Source organism: Nocardia sp. KT25-26 (assembly GCF_056627695.1).
The window spans coordinates 5,403,078-5,421,369 of sequence record NZ_CM152813.1 but is presented as its reverse complement, the minus strand read 5'-3'; the positions used below and the strand labels follow the sequence as shown (position 1 = coordinate 5,421,369).

The following is an 18,292-nucleotide window of genomic DNA, read 5'->3' as shown; positions in this document are numbered from 1 at the left end:
CATGACCACTCACCCTGAGGTGACCGCCGCGGGCTCGTCCGATTCGACGAGCCCGCGGGCGGCTGGAGATACTGCGCAGATGCCGACCGAACCGAAAACCGAGCCGGCCCCGAAAGGTCGTCGCGGTCACAGCAACACGGCGGAGACCGTCTTCCGGTCCCTCGCCGTCGCCGCCGGCGCCACGATCGTGGCCGCGATCGCGCTGATCGCGCTGTTCCTGCTGATTCGCGCAGTGCCTTCGGTCATGGCCAACGAAGCCAACTTCTTCACCAGTACCGAGTTCAGCACCAACGACCCGGACAACCTCCGGTTCGGTATCCGCGACCTGTTCATGGTGACGGTGCTCAGCTCGGTGTTCGCGCTGGTGATCGCGGTGCCGGTCGGGGTCGGCATCGCCTTGTTCCTCACCCAGTACGCGCCGAAGTTCCTGGCCCGGCCGTTCACCATGCTGGTGGACCTGCTCGCCGCGGTCCCGTCGATCGTCTTCGGCCTCTGGGGCTTCCTGGTGCTCGCACCGAACATCGAACCGGTGCAGAGCTTCCTGAACGACAACCTGAGCTGGTTCTTCCTGTTCGCCGACGGCAACGTCTCGATCAACGGCGGCGGCACCATCTTCACCGCCGGGATCGTGCTCGCGGTGATGATCCTGCCGATCATCACCTCGGTGTCCCGCGAGGTCTTCGCGCTCACTCCCCGCGCGCACATCGAGGCGGCGCAGGCGCTCGGCGCCACGAAGTGGGAAGTCGTGCGGATGACCGTACTGCCGTACGGCCGCAGTGGTGTGATCGCCGGTTCCATGCTCGGCCTCGGCCGCGCCCTCGGTGAGACCATCGCCGTGCTGGTGGTGCTGCGCACCGCCGCAGACGCCGGCAACTGGTCGCTGTTCGACGGCGGCTACACCTTCGCATCCAAGATCGCTTCGGCGGCGGCCGAATTCAGCGCCCCGCTGCCGACCGGTGCCTACATCGCGGCGGGCTTCGTGCTCTTCGCCCTGACCTTCGTGGTCAACGCGCTGGCCCGCCTGGCCGCCGGTGGAAAGGTGAACAGCTGATGACCACGACGACCACGCTGGACAAGCCGGTCAAGGCGCCCACCTTCCGCCATGTGAGCGGATCGCGGCGGCTCAAGAACAACCTCGCCCTGATCCTGGTATGGGCGGCCTTCCTGCTCGCCCTGGTCCCCCTGGTCTGGGTACTGGGCCTGGTGGTGGTGAAGGGCATCGGTGCGGTGATCTCGCCGGACTGGTGGTTCTACTCGCAGAAGGGCATCCTGCCGGACGAGACCGGTGGCGGTGTCTACCACGCCATCTACGGCACCATCATCCAGACCGCGGTCGCCGCGGTGATCGCGGTGCCGCTGGGTGTGATGGCCGCCATCTACCTGGTCGAGTACGGCCGCGGCCGACTGGCCAAGGTCACCACCTTCATGGTGGACATCCTCGCCGGTGTCCCGTCGATCGTCGCGGCGCTGTTCATCTTCGCGCTGTGGATCGCCACCTTCGGGTTCCCGCAGAGCTCGTTCGCCGTATCGCTGGCCCTGGTGCTGCTGATGCTGCCGGTGGTGGTGCGCAGCACCGAAGAGATGCTCAAGCTGGTGCCCGACGAACTGCGCGAAGCGTCGTATGCGCTCGGTGTGCCCAAATGGAAGACCATCCTGCGCATCGTCGTGCCGACCGCACTGCCCGGCATGATCAGCGGCATTCTGCTCTCGCTGGCCCGCGTCATGGGCGAAACCGCCCCGGTGCTGGTGCTGGTCGGCTATGCCAAGTCGATCAACTTCGACCCGTTCGACGGCAATATGGCCTCGCTGCCGCTGCTGATGTACCAGGAGCTGGCCAACCCCGAGGCCGCCGGGCGCGAGCGGGTGTGGGGCGCGGCGTTCACGCTGATCTTCCTCATCGCCCTGCTGTACGCGGCCGCCGCCGTGGTCAACAAGCTGCTCACCCGGAACCGATAGAACCGAACGGATACCTCTCTGATGGCCAAGCGGATCGACGTCAAAGATCTCAACATCTACTACGGCAAGTTCCATGCCGTGGCGGACGTGTCGCTGACCGTGCTGCCGCGCAGCGTCACCGCCTTCATCGGCCCGTCCGGTTGCGGTAAGTCCACCGTGCTGCGCTCGCTCAACCGCATGCACGAGGTCACCCCGGATGCCCGCGTCGAGGGCGCCGTACTGCTCGACGGTGAAGACATCTACGGTTCGACCGTCGACCCGGTCGGCGTGCGGCGCACCATCGGCATGGTCTTCCAGCGGCCCAACCCGTTCCCCACCATGTCCATCCGGGACAACGTGGTGGCCGGCCTCAAGCTGCAGGGGATGCGCAACAAGGCCGAACTCGACGAGGTCGCGGAGCGCTCGCTGCGCGGTGCCAACCTGTGGAACGAGGTCAAGGACCGGCTCGACAAGCCCGGTGGCGGCCTCTCCGGCGGTCAGCAGCAGCGGCTCTGCATCGCCCGCGCGATTGCCGTCTCGCCGGACGTGCTGCTGATGGACGAGCCCTGTTCGGCCCTGGACCCGATCTCCACCCTGGCGATCGAGGACCTGATCACCGAGCTGAAGAAGGAATACACGATCGTCATCGTCACGCACAACATGCAGCAGGCGGCGCGGGTGAGTGACCAGACCGGCTTCTTCAACCTGGAGGCCCAGGGCAAGCCGGGCAAGCTGATCGAGATCGACGACACCGAGAAGATCTTCTCCAACCCGACCGAGCGGGCCACCGAGGACTACATCTCCGGCCGCTTCGGCTAGGAGCAGGCTCCGGCACAGCGAAAGGGCTGCCACCGAGTATTCGGTGGCAGCCCTTTTCGGCTCCTGCTCAGGCTTCTGCGTCCTCGTCGGGGGGTAGGACGCCGGTGACCAGGAAGATCACTCGGCGGCCGATTTCCACGGCGTGGTCGGCGAAGCGCTCGTAGTAGCGGCCCAGCAGCGTGACATCGACGGCGGCCGCGACGCCGTACTTCCATTCGCGGTCCATCAGCAGGGTGAACAGGTGGCGGTGGAGATCGTCCATCGCCTCGTCGTCCTGGTTCAGCTGCGCGGCGCGCTCCGGATCCCGGGTCTCCAGGACCTCCTTGGCGCCCGCACCCATGTTCACCGCGATCCGGCCCATCTCGGCGAAGTAGCCGTTCACGGCCTCGGGCAGGGCATGGTTCGGATGCCGGCGGCGGGCGACCTTGGCCACATGCAGGGCCAGCACACCCATCCGGTTGACGTCCGCGACGATCTGGATGGCGCTGACCACCTGACGGAGGTCACCGGCGACCGGCGCCTGCAGCGCCAGCAGGGCGAATGCGCGTTCCTCGGCGTCGGCGATCATCCCGGCTATCCGGTCGTATTCGGAGATGACCTGCTCGGCAAGGGCCAGATCGGCCTGCAGCAGCGATTGAGTGGCCTGATCCATGGCCGTACCAGCGAGACCGGCCATCTCGCCCAGGAGGTCGGCGAGCTCGGCCATTTGCTCGTTGTAGATGACACGCATGAAAACTGAGACTAGTTCCTCCGTCCAGCGGTGTCACCCAACTCGGGGTTAATCCCGGGTGGCGGGTCGTCGCAGTTCAGCGCGCAAATCTAGGAGCAGGTGTCCTCGGCAGCGTTCATATGTTCGAGGTCCGGGGGCAACTGGACCGGGGCGGCGAGGGCCGGTTCGCCGACCTGGACTCCGGTGATCTCGGTGCCGGCCTCCGCGGGGGAGTACACGGTGCCCGTGTAGTCGGTTCCGAGCACGACGTCGATGGTGTCGGTATCGGCGGCGGTGTCCGCGTGTTCGAGCGTAGCGCCGGGCAGCGCGGTGGCCAGGGTCGCGGCCTCGGCTTCGTAGCCGGGAGGAAAGCGCACCACGGTGGTGTCGGTGGTGAGCGGTTCGCCGGTTTCGGCATCGAGATAGGCGCCGGTTACCGGGTCTGCGTAGTTGTCCCAGGTCGAAACATAGAAGCCCTCGTTGCCCAGGGACCGGCCGGTGGACGCGGCCTGCCCGGAGACACCGGAACCGTTGAGGACCCGAACCGGAATCGATATCGAGCCGGGATAGACGGCCTCGACAGTCACCGGCTTCGGTGCGGGTGCGGTCGTCGAGGCCGGAGGCGCCGGCTTCTCCGGCTCTTCACCGGGCAGTGGCTGGTTGCGGATGATCGCCCGGAACAGGGCCTCCAGATCGGCGGTGCGCGGGATCTCGTTGCCGTATTCGGTCGTGCCCGCGGTGGGGACGGTGAGGAAGGTCATCGTCCCGGCATCCATCCGCCGCATGGCCTGGGCCAGATTCAGCAGGTCCTCGGTGGTCAGCTGATCGTCGACGAAGGTAGCCTGTTTGAACGCATTGATGAAGCCGTTGAGCTTGCCCGGATCGAGCAGTACCTGACTGGACATGGTGTTGCGGAGCAGCGTGGCCAGGAACTTCTGTTGCCGATTGATCCGGTCGTAGTCGCTGCGCAGATCGCCGACCACATGCCGGGCCCGGACGTAGTTCAGTGCGGTGGCGCCGTTGATGAGCTGGGTGCCGCTGTCGGGCAGCACCGGGCCGAGTACCCCGTCGATGATCGGCCGGGAGGTGCAGATCTCGACCCCGCCGAGCTTGTCCACCATGGTTTCGAATCCGGCGAAATCGATCCCGATGAAGTGGTCGATCTGCAGTCCGGTCATCTTGGTGAGCGTCTTCACCAGGCATTTCGGTCCGCCGATGGCGTAGACGGAATTGAGCTTTGCGCCGTCGGCCGCGTAGTAGACCTCGTCGGTGTATTCGTTCTGCTCGAAGTCGAAGGCGTCGCACTGCGGGCGGGTGACGTCCAGGTCACGCGGGAAGGAGACCGCGACCGCCCGGGCGCCGTCCTCCGGGATGTGCACCAGCATGATCGTGTCGGCACGAGCACCTTCGGCATCCTCGGTGGTGCCGGCACCGAGTTCGGAGTTCTCACCGAGCCGGGTATCGCTGCCGACGATCAGAAAGTCCTGGGCGCCGATCTGCAGATCCGCATCGATGACGTCGTCGGAGTTGCCGTCCAGCGCGGAGACCTGGGTGAATCCGTTGGTGGTGGCGCGCAGATAGCTCCAGCCGCCGCCGGTGACCAGCAGGGCGACGACGGCGGCGAAGACCAGGGCACCGCGGCCGGCCAGCCGGAGCCGGTTGTGGCTCCGGGTGCGCGCCGGTGGCCGGCGGGCTGCCACCGAAAGCGGCTCGGCTTTGGCCCGGGCCTGCGTACCGCCGGGTGCGGAAGGTCGGCGGCCGGGCCGGTCGGCGGGAGGCCGGGCACCACCCTGCGGGCCTCGGGCAGCGCTGCGCGGTCCGCGGTTACCGTCCGGCGGGTTGTTGCCGGCCTGGGGGTCCTTGACCACCGGCAGGACATCGGTGGCGGGATCGTCGACGGATCCGCTGCGGCGCGGGGCGAGCGGTAGCGCAGTGGTCGAGGTGGTGTCGGCCGGGGATTCGACGCCGCGACCGTGGTTACCGGCGATGTCGTCGGCCACCGGCGACGGCGGCGGTGCCTGTTCGGCCCGAGGTGGCGGCGCGGCCTCCGGTTCGGCGTGGCGGCGGCGCCGGCGGCCGGTGCGTTCGCTGTCCACCCGTTCGACCAGGTCGTGCACGGTCAGCTGGGTGTCGTCGGCCTCCGGATCGGCGTGCCGGGACCGGCGGGACCGGCGTTGTTCCGGATTGTCCGGTTGCTCGGCCTGCGGGTAGCGCTCCCAGGGGGCGCGACCGCTGGGCCCGGGCGGATGCCCGCTCCGATCGTCACCCACCAACGAACCTCACTTCTCGTCCTGCTGCACGCCGCGCTGCACGCGGTTCCGCCATGATAACGATTTCGCCACGACGGGCCACTCGAGTGAACAATCGAATCACGACTGCCTCCCCTACCGGTGTATCGGCTGCCTCAGCCGCCCGAATGCATCACATCGGCCGCATGCGGAACCGCAGGGTCGTCCGGATCGTCCAGCCAGCCGTGTGGCAGGGCCACCTTGCCGGGCGACCCCTGGCGGCCGCGCGGGCCTTCGGCGTCACGAGGGAAGGGCGCGGCCGGGTCCAGCCGGCCGATCAGGTCCTGCAGCTGCGTCAGGCTGCCCACGGTGGCGAACGAACGACGCAGATCCGCGCCGACCGGGAAGCCCATCAGATACCAGGCCATGTGCTTGCGCAGGTCCCGCATCGCCTTCTCTTCGCCGACATGGTCGGACAGCAGGACCGCGTGCCGGTACAGCACCTCGCCGACGCGGCCCAGATTCGGGGCCTCCGGAAGGGGTTCCCCGCGCAGCGCCGACTGCAGTTCGGCGAACAACCACGGCCGGCCCAGGCAGCCGCGGCCGACGACGACACCGTCGCAACCCGTTTCGGCCATCATCCGCAGCGCATCGTCGGCGGAGAAGATATCGCCGTTGCCGAGCACCGGGATCGTCTGCACGGTCTCCTTGAGCCGGGCGATCGCACTCCAGTCGGCCGTACCGGAATAGCGTTGCGCCGCAGTACGGGCGTGCAGCGCGACGGCCTGCGCACCCTCGGCCTCGGCGATCCGGCCGGCATCCAGGTAGGTGAGGTGCTCGTCGTCGATGCCGATCCGGAACTTGACGGTCACCGGGACGCCCGCGGGTTCGGCGGCCTGCACCATCGCGCGGACGATCCGGGCGAACAGCGACCGCTTGTACGGCAGCGCGGCACCGCCGCCCAGCCGGGTCACCTTGGGTACCGGACAGCCGAGGTTGAGGTCGATGTGATCGGCCCAGCCCTCACCGGCAACGATGCGTACCGCCTCGGCCAGGGTGTCGGGATCGACGCCGTAGAGCTGCATCGACCGGGGATGCTCGTCGGCGTCGAACGACATCATGTGCAGGGTCTTCTCATTGCGTTCGACGACCGCGCGGGCGGTGATCATCTCGCAGACATAGATCGACGTCGGGCTGCCGAACTCCCGGCACAGTTTGCGGAAGGCCAGGTTGGTGATGCCGGCCATCGGGGCGAGCACCACCGGCGGGTCGACCGGGTACGGGCCGATCCGGAGCGCGGTCCCGGACCGCGTATCGGGTTCAGCAGTCATCGTCACGTCCACCAGTGTCTCATTCCGCCGGGGTGGTCCCGACGCTCCGCGCTCGCGGAACCCGGGTCGGCGTGTGATCGATCTCGCAGTTGCTCACCTGTGTATAACTGCAGTTCCGAGGGGTGCAGCCGGTTTCGGCGGCCGGCTTCCGATAGCGGGCCGCAATGATGTTGAGGTGTCGGACGATTCGTTGATTTGTCGAGAATGTGCAGGTAGCCGGGTGGTATGGACGGCGGTCCGGTCTCGATACCACCGGACTGTGATCGAGTAGACAATCTGTTACTGCCAGTATCATCAACTGGTCCGGGCTCAGTAGCCTGGTCGTTGCCGGCACCGTCGCCCGGGCGGTGCGCTGTCTCGAAATCATCGGAGAAATTCGTATGTCCGACCCGCAGAACAACGCCGACTCGACGCCTGCCGAGCCTTCGGGCACCGTCGCGGTGCGCGTTTCCACCGTGGTCGCCGGTGCGGCTCTCGCGGTGGTCACCGTGGTGGCGATCGTGCTCGGGGTGCTGCTGGTGTCGCAGCGTTCGGAGCTGTCCGACCGCGATGCCCAGGCTGCCGCCGATGCCGCCGCCGAACAGGCAGCGCTCGACTATGCCGTCGGCTCCGCCACCCTGGACTTCCAGAACGTCGACGACTGGATGCAGAACCTGAAAGCGGGCACCTCCGCCGAACTGGCGAAGAAGTTCGACGCCACCGGCGGCAAACTGGAAGACATCCTGGTGCCGCTGCAATGGCGGTCCACCGCCGAACCGGTCGCGGCGAAGGTGCTCACCCGCGACGGTGACCGCTACGAGGTGGCTGCGTTCGTCGATGTCACCACGACCAATGCGCAGAACCCGGAGGGACTGCGCAATACGGTCACCTACAACGTCACGCTGGACAAGTCCGCGGACTGGCAGATCGTCGACATCGGTTCGACCGACGGCACGCTGCCACTGAAGTAGACCGCCCGACACAGAACGGCGCCCCGTCACCCATGGTGGGTGACGGGGCGCCGTACGTTCGCTGCCCGGCGGTCAGCCGGCCATGGCAGCCTCACGCTTCTTGGCTTCGCGCGCCAGCATGCGGTCGCGCTGCTCCTCGAACTTGACCACGTCCTTGCCGAGCTTGTCCAGGAACTCGCCCAGCCGCTCCCGGGTGGCCTCGCCGCGCGGGGAGAAATCGGTGCGCTCGAAGACCTTCCACTTCTTGAGCACCGGGTTCACCACCTCTTCGAGGTGCTGGCGCAGGTCGTAGATGCCGTGCTTGGCCATCAGGACGCCGTTACGGCGGAAGTTGGGCATCCCCGCGCCGGGCATCTGGAAGTTCTCCACGATCAGGGTGATCGCTTCGAGCGCCTGGTCGGGCACCAGGTCCAGGGCCGCACCGCACATGTTGCGGTAGAAGATCATGTGCAGGTTCTCGTCGGCGGCGACGCGCTGCAGCATCCGGTCGGCGATCGGGTCGTCGCAGACCTTGCCGGTGTTGCGGTGGCTGACCCGGGTGGCCAGTTCCTGGAACGTCACATAGGCGACCGAGTGCAGGAAGCCGGCGTCCGCCTCGGCGGGGGAGGCGAAACCGTTGGTCATGTGCACCATGCGGGCCTGTTCCAGGGCGACGGGGTCGACGCCGCGGGTGACGACCAGGTAGTCGCGCATCACGATGCCGTGCCGGTTCTCCTCGGCGGTCCACCGGCCGACCCAGGTGCCCCAGGCGCCGTCCTGGGAGAAGTTCTCGGCGATCTCGCGGTGGTAGGAGGGCAGGTTGTCCTCGGTGAGCAGGTTGGTGATCATGGCCGCCTTGGCGACCTCGCTGAGCTTGGACTGCTCCGGATCCCAGTCGACGCCGCCGAGCGCGGCGAAGTTGCGGCCCTCGTCCCACGGGACGTAGTCGTGCGGATGCCACTCCTTGGCCAGCGACAGGTGTCGGTTGACGTTCTCCTCGGCAACCGGCTCCAACTCCGTGAGCAGCTCGAGTTGAGTCAGATCCCTTGCCATGTAAAAGCCCTTCACTGTCGTGCGTGTGGTCGTGCGCGGCCTCTGGGGCCTGCGCTCCGGGAGGCGTGCGCCGATGCAGCAATACCTTACGGCACCGTAGGTGTGATTCGAAACGCAAACGAGACAGAGATCGTCGTGGTGACTTGTGTCATACACCGAACTGTTGCTGTCCCGGGTGCGATCGACTGGGAGCGACCGCTCACAGTGTCTGGTTTATCGCGGTCGGTCCGCCGGTGTTAGCAACGCCGCCCGGTGGCGCTCTGTGCAGGCTACCGCCGAATCGCGGTGCGTGGGTGGGTGTCGATGACGACCTCACGGCAGTCGGCCGGGCGCTGCCCGCGGTGCCGGGAGCGGGGTGGCGCCGGATGGCTGTGGTGCCCCCTGTAGGACTCGAACCTACGACCTAGTGATTAAAAGTCACCAGCTCTACCAACTGAGCTAAAGGGGCGCGGCACGCAGTCTAGCGGACGGGCCGGGAGGACGCCGAACCCTCGTGGTGGCGCGGGCCGTGGCCCGTCGGTTGCCGGTGCCGGACTCCGGCCGAGCCGGGGCTCGGTGTCGTCGTTCGGTGCCGCGCGCGATCCACGCGTCGGAGGTAGGGTCGAATGTCGTTATCCACCAGTCCAATTCGATAGACAGGTGCATGGTCGCGGATTTCCACCCCGGTGGAACGTGTGGCGCCGGGCGGAGGTGTCGAATCGAAAGAGTGGTTGCGCCGTGGGCGTTTTCGTGCGGACACGGTGCGGCGGTGTGGATGTCCGGTTCGGTCGGGTCGTGAAATTCCGGTATGCCGGTCGCGGTATCGGGCTATGGTTGGGCCTCCGGGGTATTTCGCGAAGGGTGGGAAATCGCTCCCGGGGGCAAATGTGGGTCCCGGTCGTTCAGGGTATAGCCGCAGGAGGAGGCGGGGTTCGAACGTGAATGCCCGGATGCGCACCCCCTGCGGCGCACCCGGGCCAGCAAATTGTACCAGCAGGTGTGCTTTACGTTCTCGACTCGATTTCATACCGAAAGTACGCAATCGGGTCGAAAACAAACTTTGAGTATTGAAAAATTAAGATATTCGCGCTGACGCTCCGGTGCAGGGTGGGAGCCTCGGCGGCGACACAGCTTCGGAGGCGTTTCGAGCATGGCACGGCAGCAAGAGCGGGCCCGCCGGACACGCGCGGCGATCATCAATTCCGCGGCCGTCGAGTTCGGCAAGAGCGGGTACGCCGCGGCGTCCCTCAACCGCATTCTCGCCGGATCGCGAGCCACCAAGGGGGCCATGTACTTCCACTTCGACTCCAAGGAGGACCTCGCGCGCGCGGTGCTGGACACCGCGGTCGAGCGGTATCGCGGCTGCGCCGAGCGCTGGCTGGCCCGCGGCGACCTGGGGCCCCTCGATGTGCTGCACGGGATCGTGGACGAGCTGGCGCTGCGGTTCGAGCACGACACCATCGTGCGGGCCGAATGTCGGCTGGTGATCGAACCCGACTTCCATCGGGACGGCCGGGCCGGCGGGAACCGCATCCTCGGCCGGGCGGCGCGCGGGCTGGCGGTCCGGGCGATCGACCACGGTCAGCTTCGGGCCGACGCCGACCCCGACCGTTTCGCCCGCACCCTGGCTGCGGCTCTCGCCGGGCAGCGTCTGTTCGTCGATCCGCTCGGCAACGGTGCTGTGGTCGATCTGCGGTGCCGGTTCGGCGAGGCGCTGGAGGTGGTCGTGGAGTCCATGGCGACCCCGATGTGGCTGGCCGGTTTCCGGGCCGACGGCTGGCGCGCGCAGGCTCGGTTGGAAGAACTCGGTTTGGCCGTCTGACCAGGCGATTTGGTTATCCGACCAAACGTGTCATAAGCTAAGCGAGCTCCCAACGAGAACGTTGAAAGCCGGTCCGGAGGAATCCGGGACGAGCCCCCTTCGTCTAGCGGCCTAGGACGCCGCCCTTTCAAGGCGGTAGCGCGGGTTCGAATCCCGTAGGGGGTACGGCCTTCGGGTCGTTGGTAGCACAGCAAGGCCCTGTGGCGCAGTTGGTTAGCGCGCCGCCCTGTCACGGCGGAGGTCGCGGGTTCGAGTCCCGTCAGGGTCGCCAGCAAGCGCCGGAGAAATCCGGCGTTTCGCGTATGGCATTCACTTCGGGTGCCTGCGGCCAGGTAGCTCAGTTGGTACGAGCGTCCGCCTGAAAAGCGGAAGGTCGCCGGTTCGATCCCGGCCCTGGCCACTCCAATCCCCCTGACCCACACCAGGTCGGGGGGATTTTTTGTAGTCCGGGCGGCCGGGCGGGATGACGTCGGGGGGATCGAGTACCGTCGTCAGGTATCGATGGCATGCTCCGCCCCGTTCGCGGGGCCGCGGGGCCGGAAACAGGTGAGCAGGGAGGGCAACCCTTGAGGGTTACCGTTGTTGTGCCGACCTACAACGAGCGGGAGAATCTGCCGGTAGCGGTGGAACGGTTGACTGCGCTGCCGGTCCCGGATCTGCATGTGCTGGTGGTGGACGACAACTCGCCGGACGGGACCGGTGAGGTCGCCGACAAGCTGGCCGCGGAGCTGCCGGACGTGGTGGGCGTGCTGCACCGGACCGAGAAGGACGGGTTGGGCCGCGCCTATGTTGCCGGTATCACCCGGGCGCTCGACGAGGGTGCGGATGTGGTGATCCAGATGGATGCCGATCTGTCCCATCCGGCCGAGGTCATCCCGGCGATGCTGGAGAAGCTGCGCGATTCTGCGGCCGGGGCGGTGCTGGGCTCCCGGTACGTGCCCGGCGGTTCGACCGCCTCGGAGTGGAAGTGGTACCGCAAGGCGCTGTCGGCCTGGGCGAACTTCTACGTGAACCTGATCCTGCGGCTCGGCGTGAAGGATGCGACCGCCGGTTTCAAGGCATGGCAGGCCGATGCGCTGCGGGCGATCGACGTGGCCTCGATCCGGAGCAACGGCTACTCGTTCCAGGTGGAGATGAACTACCGGGCGATCAAGCAGGGCTTCACCATTGCCGAGGTGCCCATCCGTTTCGAGGAGCGCACCCTCGGCGCCTCGAAGATGAGCCTGAAGGTGCAGTTGGAGTCGGCATTGATGCCCTGGAAACTGCTGTTCGGCCGCTCGGTCTGATCCGACGCCGACGAAACGGGTGTGGCCCGCCGGACTTCCGGCGGGCCACACCCGTTTTCCAGGGGCTCAGCTCTCGGTGATCCGGCGGCGCAGTCCTTCCAGTCCGATCACCAGCACCGGCACCAGCACCACGTGCATCAGTGACAGCGCGATGGTCGATGCGGTGTCGAATCCGCTCGTCACGGTGCCCGCGATGGTGGCCAGCGCCAGTATCGATCCGAGCCCGGCGGCGATCCGGAGCACGCCCACCCAACGGTAGGAGAGCAGGGCGGCGGCGGTTGTCCCCAGCAGCAGCGGCACGGTGGTCATCAGGATGACGCCGCCCGGTGCGACGGATTGCACCTGGCCTTCGGCGACCATCTCGAAGGAACCGCCGGCGGCGGCGCCGATCGCCCAGATGATCAGGTTGATCAGCAGGGCGACCACGACTGAGCCGAGCACGGCGGTGGTGCGGTTCCAGGTGGGCAGGGTCGAGTCGGTGCGGCGGATTGCGGTGGTGGTCATCGTCCTTCTCCCTCATTCGGCGACGACTCCATCCTGAAACCTGAACAAATATTGAGGTCAAGTAGTGTGTGGTGGATCACTTTCGCGAGGCGGGTGTACCAGGACGTCTTCCATGCGCCGCCGAACCTCGGCGACCCGGTCGTGTAGATGGTCGGGGTTCCAGCCGGATACATCGATCGGCGGCAGCACCGTGACGTCCACCGTCCCGGGCCGGGCGACCATCGCATTGCGCGGCACGATTTCGCCGGCATCGTGGATCACCACCGGGATCACCGGCACCCCGGCCTGAATGGCCAGGTGGAACGCGCCCTTCTTGAACGGTCCGAGCCCCGGGGTGTAGGAGCGGGTGCCTTCAGGGGCGATCGCCACCGACAGTCCGTCCCGCAGGGTGTGCACCACCGGGGCGAGCGCCGCCCGGGCCCGGGCCGGATCGGCCCGATCGATGAAGGTCACCCCGGCGAACCGCATGAGCGGACCGAACACCGGATTGCGGACCAGTTCCTTCTTCCCGATGCCGGTCACCCCGCCGGCGAGCAGTTTCGGGAGCACGATCACATCGAACTGGCTCTGGTGGTTGAACACGAAGACGGCGGGTCGGGGTGCGCGGGCGTGTTCGGCACCGGATACCCGCAGCCGTACGCCGAGCACCCGCAGGGCCATGGTGGTCGCATCGGCCATCATCGCGTCCGCCATCGGGCGCCGCCGGCGGGTGTGTGCGGTGCGGACGACGCCGACCGAGGCGCCGGCCAGCAGCGCGGCGAATCCCGCGACGGTGCGCAGGTAATCGATGGCTCGGGCGCGGCGCCGGGGCCGGAACCGGCAGATCGGATGATCGTTGCCGGTGGCCCAGCTGTTCAGTGTGCGGTCGGGGTCGACAGCTATCGGATTGCCGACCGCCTCGAGCAGCGGCAGGTCGGCGGCCGTACCGGCGTAGGCATAACTACGGTGCAGGTCGACACCGGCCTGCGTCGCCCAGGTCCGGACCGCCGCGGCCTTCGCCGCCCGCCACAGCGGGGTGTCCGCCGGCATTCCGGTCAGCACACCCTCCGTGGCGGCCATTTCGGTGCACAGCACCCGGTCGACGCCGAGCGCCGCAGCGGCCGGAGCCACGTACCAGCGGGGCAGCGAGCCGACCAGCAGGACGGTATGCCCGGCCAATTGGTGCGCGCGGATCAGCCGCCAGGCCTCCGGGTGCAGCCACTCGTAGGTCTCCGCCCGGAAGTGCCGCTCGCCGAGGGCGTCCAGTTCGGTTTCCGGGAGTCCGGCCCACGATCGGGCCGCTGCGCGCAGGAACCGGTCGAACTCCCGGTCGGTGCCGAGGCCGGCGCGTAGCGGTCCGCGGAGTGGATCGCTACGGCGTCCCCGCTCGCCCGGCGGCCGGGTCGCGACCGCACCGGTGAAATCGAATGCTGCGGCAATCCCGGGCCCCTGTGGTCCGTCGCCGATTTCGGTGATGAGCCGATCCAGCGCGGTCACCGGAGTGCCTGATTCGACGGGTCGAGGGTTGCGGCTCCGGTGATCCGGGCGCCGATTTCGCGCAGCCGGTCGGCGAAGGCCAGTCGCCGGGCCCGCAGCTCGCCCTCCGCACCTGGTGGCGCCGGTGCGATCAGACGCTGGTTGGCGGCGAGTTTCCAAGCAGCGGAGAACAGTTCGGTCGACACCGATTCCGGGCTGTGCAACCGGCGTTGCAGCAGCATCTGCCGGCCGACCGCGACACAGGATTCCAGGAACTCGGCGCGGTCGAGTTCGGCGTCGGGTGGCTGATCGGCGAGGCGTTCGGCCACCACCAGCTGGGCATCGAAGAACGAGCGCAACACCCGGTGCGACATGATGAAACCGGACTCGGTCAGGGCATCCAGGGCGGACGTGCCGAGCCGTTCGTCCTCGCCGCGGGTATCGAAACGTGGGTCGATGAGTTTCATCTCGGCTCGCAGTTGTTCGGTGAACTCGGCCCGGTCCGGGAAGAAGAACTCGAATTTCAGCAGATCGCGCAGTGCCAGCGCCTCGCCGTTGCCTGTCGCGAGCGGGTCCTCGGCGGAGCGCTCCACCGCCGCGATCACCGCCAGTTCCACGATGGCGCGATTGACGAACCAGTGCACCGCGCTGTTCCGGTAGAACGCGGCCTCGAGGTGGGCGCCCTGTTCGATGTTGTACACCGGTTCCAGCCCGCCTCGGTAGATGGTCACCACCTTGGCCACCGCTAGTTGCTCCAGGACCACGAGCAGGCCCTGTTCCTCGCGCAGTGCCGACAGTTCGCCGGCCGGGAGTCCGCGAGCGCCGATGTAGTCCAGCACCGGGTCCAGGACGGTGCGCACCTCGCGCAGCGTCAGAGCCCGTTCGACGCCCAGCAACACCAGGGTCACCAACGCATTGAGGGTGATCGGGGTGACCGCGTTGATCCCGACGGCCACATCGAAGGCCAACCGCTGCACGGCTTTTCGTTCCGTCTCGGCGACGGCATCCGATTCGGCGTCGCGGGTGTCGCGGCCGCGGCCGGTGCCGCTGTCGTGCAATGGGATGATCGTCGGCCGGGGTCGGAGCGGATCACCGTGTGCGCCGAGCCGCTCCCGTGCCGACAACGGCGCACCGAACCGGACATAGACATGGCCGGCCGAATGCTGCTGATTGCGGACATAGCGGGCCAGCCAGGTCAGGCCCTCGGCCTTCTTGCCGCCGCCGACCTGCTCGCTGGCGATCGCGCCGAGTTCGTTGAGCCGTTCGTAGGTGATCGAGACGGGCACCAGCATGGCGTCGTCGACTCGATTCTCCCGGACCGCGGCGGCCAGGTAGTTCAGCAGCCCGTACCGGGGTGGGCGCAGTTTGCCGGTGCGGGTGCGCCCGCCTTCGAAATACCACTCCATGTTGAAGCGTTTCGCCAGCAGATAGGCGAAGTACTCCTCGACCACGGCTTTGTAGACCTCGTCGTCGCCGAAGCTGCGCCGGATGAAGACGGTGCCGGTGCGGCGCGCGATCGGCCCCATCGGCCAGAAACTCAGGTTGGCGCCGCCGATCACATGATTGGGCGGGAAGTCGTTGCGCGCCAGCACATCGCCCAGGACGAACGCGTCGACGTAGGACCGGTGCGAGGGCAGGAACACCAGGGGGTGGCGGCGATTGAGTTCCCGCAGACCGTCCAGGCCGGTGAGATCGGTATCGACCTTCCAGGTCGATGCGTGGATCGGCCGCATCGCCTGGGTGAACAGATCCGAGACCAATCGGCTCTGCGAGGCGACCAGCTCGCGCAGCGCCTTCTCGGCGCGATGGAACACCTCGTCGGGGCTCTCGTCGAACTCGTCGGCGATGAATTCCAGCCGTCGCTGGAATTCGGGAGAGTCCAGGATCTCCTCGGCGACGAGTTGCGGAACCTTGTAGCGGTCACCGATCACGGTCCGTTCGGCGCGCTCCAGGGCGACTACGGCAGCCCGCACGACGGCGCGGGCGAACGGTTCGGTCGAACCGGTGTGCAGCAGCGTGGTGGCGGCGGGGTTGTTGGCGCGCAGGTCGCTGAGCCGGGCGGGGGCGCCGGTGAGGACCCGGTGCCGGTCGGGTGCGGTGCGCAGCAGCCGGCGCTGGGCGAGCCGGTTGGGTTTGCGCGGGTTGGTGAGCAGCGCCAGGTCGGCGAAGGTGACCCGGCGCACTCCGTCACGCTCGGGCGGCAGCCACAGCACCCGGATCGGCACCACCAGCGGGTCGTCGGTGCGGCCGACCAGTCGCTCGGTCACCGCGGCGGCGTCCAGGTCGAGCTGGGTGACCGGGGCGTCGGTGCCGAGTTCGGCGGCGAGGCCGCCGGTGGCGATCCAGCGGCCGACGAGGTCGCGTTCCACTCCGGAGGTCGAGTCGACCAGTGCGACGATCGATTCCGGGGGGTGGCTGGTGCGTGGTCCGCGTTGCTCACCGATCATGGTTCCATTCAAACCCCCGGGTCGGTGAATCCGATGGCAATCGGGGAACAGGGCAGTATGTCGCGCGCTTCCGGGGCCATTGCCCAGGTAATGCTAACCTTACCGGCTAGAGTTAGGTCAGCTTTACCTTGGAGGATCGTTGTCGAGCACGGAGCAGCGCGTACGCGCGGAGCATGTGACGGATCCGGCGGCAGCGATGTCCCGGCTGGCCGGTGCCGACCGGTTCGGCGAGTACGTGATGTACGAGCGGCCGGGTGAATGGGTCTTCGCAGCCGACCCCCTCGGCAGTGTGGAGCTGGATGCCCACGAACTCCGGCTGGTCCGGGACGGGGAGACCACGGTGCGGGCCTGGCGCGGCAGCCCGGCGGCGACCCTGGACGCCGCACTCGCCGAACTGCAGGCCGGGCAGGGCACCGCCTACGGCTGGATCGGCTTCGAGTTCTGTGCCTGGGCCCTGGCTGCCATCGACCATGTCGATACCCGGACTCCACTGGCCCATCTGATGATCCCGCGCCTCGAGGTGCGGTTCGCGGCGGACGGGGTGCAGATCACCGGGGCTACGCCCGCCGAGGTCGACGAGATCCACGAGCTGATCGCCGAATCGCAGGGCGCGGAGCTGCCGAATGCGCATCCGGTGGATATCCGGATCGACCCGACCGGATACCGGGACCGGGTGGCCGATGCCGTCGCCGAGATCCGTGCCGGGCAGTACCAGAAGGTGATCCTCTCGCGGAAGGTCGATCTACCCTTCGCCGTCGACGTACCGGCCACCTACCGGCTCGGCCGCGCCGCCAACACCCCGGCCCGCTCGTTCCTGCTGCGCCTGGGCGGCCTGGAAGCCGCCGGGTTCAGCCCGGAACTGGTGGCCTCGGTGGATACCGACCGGGTGGTGACCACCGAACCGCTGGCCGGTACCCGGGCATTCGGCCGGGGTGCCGCGGTGGACGGCGCCGCGCGGGCCGAACTCCTCGCCGATCCGAAGGAGATCGTCGAGCACGCGATCTCGGTGCAGACCTCGTTCGGCGAGATCGCCGCCGTCGCCGAACCCGGCAGCACCGCGGTGTCGGACTTCATGGACGTGCGGGAACGCGGCAGCGTGCAGCATCTGGCGTCCACCGTGCGCGGGCAGCTGGCCCCGGGGCGCACCGCCTGGGATGCACTGGAGGTGCTGTTCCCCTCGGTGACCGCCTCCGGCATCCCGAAGCGGGAGGGCGTCGACTCGGTCTTCCGCAACGATCACGATCCGCGTGGCCTGTATTCCGGTGCCGTAGTGACATTCTCGGCCGACGGTGCGATGGAGGCCACCCTGGTGCTGCGTGCCGTCTATCAGAACGGTGCCGGTGCCTGGCTGCGTGCCGGTGCCGGCGTCGTCGGACAGTCACGGCCGGAACGTGAATTCGAGGAGACCTGCGAGAAGCTGGGCAGTGTTGCGCCGTACGTGGTGAAGGCGTAGTTCGCTATGCGGATCGAGCGATATCGCCTATCATGGGCGATGTCACGAAAGTGATGCCGAGAGGTGGAGCGCCGCTGTCTACGACTCCCCACCGGGTGGGTCAGCTGGCCCGCGCTCGGCGGACCGCAACGAGCGTCCCGGCGATCATGGCAGCAACGGCCAAGATGATGCCGTAGTCGACCGGGGTTTCGCTCTTCTTCCGGCGATGTTTCGCCATCTCCCACCACCTCCTCCCTGGGCGCGATGTCTGGACCGCAGGTCCATCGCCCCTCGAGGGGAGGTATCGATCACATTACGTGGCGGATATCACTGAAGACAAAGTCGGCGAATAAGACTCGGACA

14 protein-coding genes and 4 tRNA genes are annotated in these 18,292 nt (G+C 67.6%); 10 read left to right on the top strand and 8 right to left on the bottom strand.

Annotated elements, in window-relative coordinates; all coding sequences use genetic code 11:
* Window positions 1-79 precede the first annotated feature (79 nt).
* Genes pstC through pstB form a run of 3 tightly spaced genes read left to right on the top strand, consistent with a single transcriptional unit; the run spans window position 80 to window position 2,754 of the window.
* Window positions 80-1,051: a phosphate ABC transporter permease subunit PstC gene (pstC, locus tag AC1HFH_RS24490; protein ID WP_480245132.1), complete on the top strand. Its 972-nt coding sequence runs from the start codon at window positions 80-82 to the stop codon at window positions 1,049-1,051.
* On the top strand, window positions 1,051-1,956 hold the full coding sequence (gene pstA, locus AC1HFH_RS24485) for a phosphate ABC transporter permease PstA (protein ID WP_480245131.1): 906 nt from the start codon (window positions 1,051-1,053) through the stop codon (window positions 1,954-1,956). Before pstC ends, pstA begins: the two co-directional genes overlap by 1 nt.
* Window positions 1,957-1,977: 21 nt before the next feature.
* Window positions 1,978-2,754: a phosphate ABC transporter ATP-binding protein PstB gene (gene pstB / locus AC1HFH_RS24480; protein ID WP_480245130.1), complete on the top strand. Its 777-nt coding sequence runs from the start codon at window positions 1,978-1,980 to the stop codon at window positions 2,752-2,754.
* A 67-nt stretch (window positions 2,755-2,821) separates the two neighbouring features.
* On the opposite strand, the gene phoU is transcribed toward pstB, so the two are convergent.
* The 3 genes from phoU to dusB all read right to left on the bottom strand — a co-directional run bounded on the left by phoU (window position 2,822) and on the right by dusB (window position 7,022).
* Window positions 2,822-3,484: a phosphate signaling complex protein PhoU gene (gene phoU, locus AC1HFH_RS24475; RefSeq protein ID WP_480245129.1), complete on the bottom strand. Its 663-nt coding sequence runs from the start codon at window positions 3,482-3,484 to the stop codon at window positions 2,822-2,824.
* Between the two features lie 89 nt (window positions 3,485-3,573).
* A complete protein-coding gene (locus AC1HFH_RS24470) occupies window positions 3,574-5,733 on the bottom strand; it encodes an LCP family protein (RefSeq protein WP_480245128.1) in 2,160 nt (719 codons plus the stop codon).
* A gap of 134 nt (window positions 5,734-5,867) precedes the next feature.
* The gene (gene dusB, locus AC1HFH_RS24465; RefSeq protein ID WP_480247965.1) at window positions 5,868-7,022 is read right to left on the bottom strand and encodes a tRNA dihydrouridine synthase DusB; all 1,155 of its coding nucleotides are present in this window, start codon (window positions 7,020-7,022) and stop codon (window positions 5,868-5,870) included.
* A gap of 380 nt (window positions 7,023-7,402) precedes the next feature.
* On the opposite strand from dusB, the gene AC1HFH_RS24460 reads away from it, so the two are divergent.
* Window positions 7,403-7,972: a hypothetical protein gene (locus AC1HFH_RS24460; protein WP_480245127.1), complete on the top strand. Its 570-nt coding sequence runs from the start codon at window positions 7,403-7,405 to the stop codon at window positions 7,970-7,972.
* Window positions 7,973-8,044: 72 nt separating this feature from the next.
* On the opposite strand, the gene AC1HFH_RS24455 is transcribed toward AC1HFH_RS24460, so the two are convergent.
* Window positions 8,045-9,004: an acyl-ACP desaturase gene (locus AC1HFH_RS24455; RefSeq protein ID WP_480245126.1), complete on the bottom strand. Its 960-nt coding sequence runs from the start codon at window positions 9,002-9,004 to the stop codon at window positions 8,045-8,047.
* A gap of 372 nt (window positions 9,005-9,376) precedes the next feature.
* Window positions 9,377-9,452 (bottom strand) — tRNA-Lys (locus AC1HFH_RS24450).
* 681 nt (window positions 9,453-10,133) lie between these two features.
* Here AC1HFH_RS24450 and AC1HFH_RS24445 point away from each other — a divergent pair.
* From AC1HFH_RS24445 to AC1HFH_RS24425, 5 genes are all read left to right on the top strand, one after another.
* The gene (locus AC1HFH_RS24445; RefSeq protein ID WP_480245125.1) at window positions 10,134-10,805 is read left to right on the top strand and encodes a TetR family transcriptional regulator; all 672 of its coding nucleotides are present in this window, start codon (window positions 10,134-10,136) and stop codon (window positions 10,803-10,805) included.
* A 92-nt stretch (window positions 10,806-10,897) separates the two neighbouring features.
* Window positions 10,898-10,970: transfer RNA gene (locus AC1HFH_RS24440), tRNA-Glu, on the top strand.
* A gap of 29 nt (window positions 10,971-10,999) precedes the next feature.
* Window positions 11,000-11,076: transfer RNA gene (locus AC1HFH_RS24435), tRNA-Asp, on the top strand.
* A 55-nt stretch (window positions 11,077-11,131) separates the two neighbouring features.
* Window positions 11,132-11,205 (top strand) — tRNA-Phe (locus AC1HFH_RS24430).
* 184 nt (window positions 11,206-11,389) lie between these two features.
* Window positions 11,390-12,091 carry a polyprenol monophosphomannose synthase gene (locus AC1HFH_RS24425; RefSeq protein WP_480247964.1) on the top strand — a complete coding sequence of 234 codons (702 nt, stop codon included), beginning with the start codon at window positions 11,390-11,392 and terminating at the stop codon, window positions 12,089-12,091.
* 66 nt (window positions 12,092-12,157) lie between these two features.
* Here AC1HFH_RS24425 and AC1HFH_RS24420 read toward each other — a convergent pair whose 3' ends face one another.
* From AC1HFH_RS24420 to AC1HFH_RS24410, 3 genes are read right to left on the bottom strand one after another with little or no spacing between them, the layout of a single operon-like run.
* Window positions 12,158-12,595: a DUF6069 family protein gene (locus tag AC1HFH_RS24420; protein ID WP_480245124.1), complete on the bottom strand. Its 438-nt coding sequence runs from the start codon at window positions 12,593-12,595 to the stop codon at window positions 12,158-12,160.
* Between the two features lie 57 nt (window positions 12,596-12,652).
* Window positions 12,653-14,071, bottom strand: coding sequence for a 1-acylglycerol-3-phosphate O-acyltransferase (locus AC1HFH_RS24415; RefSeq protein WP_480245123.1), 1,419 nt, complete (start codon window positions 14,069-14,071; stop codon window positions 12,653-12,655).
* Window positions 14,068-16,497: a glycerol-3-phosphate 1-O-acyltransferase gene (locus tag AC1HFH_RS24410; RefSeq protein ID WP_480245122.1), complete on the bottom strand. Its 2,430-nt coding sequence runs from the start codon at window positions 16,495-16,497 to the stop codon at window positions 14,068-14,070. Before AC1HFH_RS24410 ends, AC1HFH_RS24415 begins: the two co-directional genes overlap by 4 nt.
* Window positions 16,498-16,636: 139 nt before the next feature.
* Here AC1HFH_RS24410 and AC1HFH_RS24405 point away from each other — a divergent pair, with 139 nt between their 5' ends.
* A complete protein-coding gene (locus tag AC1HFH_RS24405) occupies window positions 16,637-17,950 on the top strand; it encodes a salicylate synthase (RefSeq protein WP_480245121.1) in 1,314 nt (437 codons plus the stop codon).
* Window positions 17,951-18,292: the final 342 nt, after the last annotated feature.

Bases quoted from the DNA above. Each gene is read 5' to 3' on its own strand.
- pstC (WP_480245132.1), top strand. From the start codon at position 80: ATGCCGACCGAACCGAAAACCGAGCCGGCCCCGAAAGGTCGTCGCGGT.
- pstA (WP_480245131.1), top strand. From the start codon at position 1,051: ATGACCACGACGACCACGCTGGACAAGCCGGTCAAGGCGCCCACCTTC.
- pstB (WP_480245130.1), top strand. From the start codon at position 1,978: ATGGCCAAGCGGATCGACGTCAAAGATCTCAACATCTACTACGGCAAG.
- phoU (WP_480245129.1), bottom strand. From the start codon at position 3,484: ATGCGTGTCATCTACAACGAGCAAATGGCCGAGCTCGCCGACCTCCTG.
- dusB (WP_480247965.1), bottom strand. From the start codon at position 7,022: ATGACTGCTGAACCCGATACGCGGTCCGGGACCGCGCTCCGGATCGGC.
- AC1HFH_RS24460 (WP_480245127.1), top strand. From the start codon at position 7,403: ATGTCCGACCCGCAGAACAACGCCGACTCGACGCCTGCCGAGCCTTCG.
- AC1HFH_RS24455 (WP_480245126.1), bottom strand. From the start codon at position 9,004: ATGGCAAGGGATCTGACTCAACTCGAGCTGCTCACGGAGTTGGAGCCG.
- AC1HFH_RS24445 (WP_480245125.1), top strand. From the start codon at position 10,134: ATGGCACGGCAGCAAGAGCGGGCCCGCCGGACACGCGCGGCGATCATC.
- AC1HFH_RS24420 (WP_480245124.1), bottom strand. From the start codon at position 12,595: ATGACCACCACCGCAATCCGCCGCACCGACTCGACCCTGCCCACCTGG.
- AC1HFH_RS24410 (WP_480245122.1), bottom strand. From the start codon at position 16,497: ATGATCGGTGAGCAACGCGGACCACGCACCAGCCACCCCCCGGAATCG.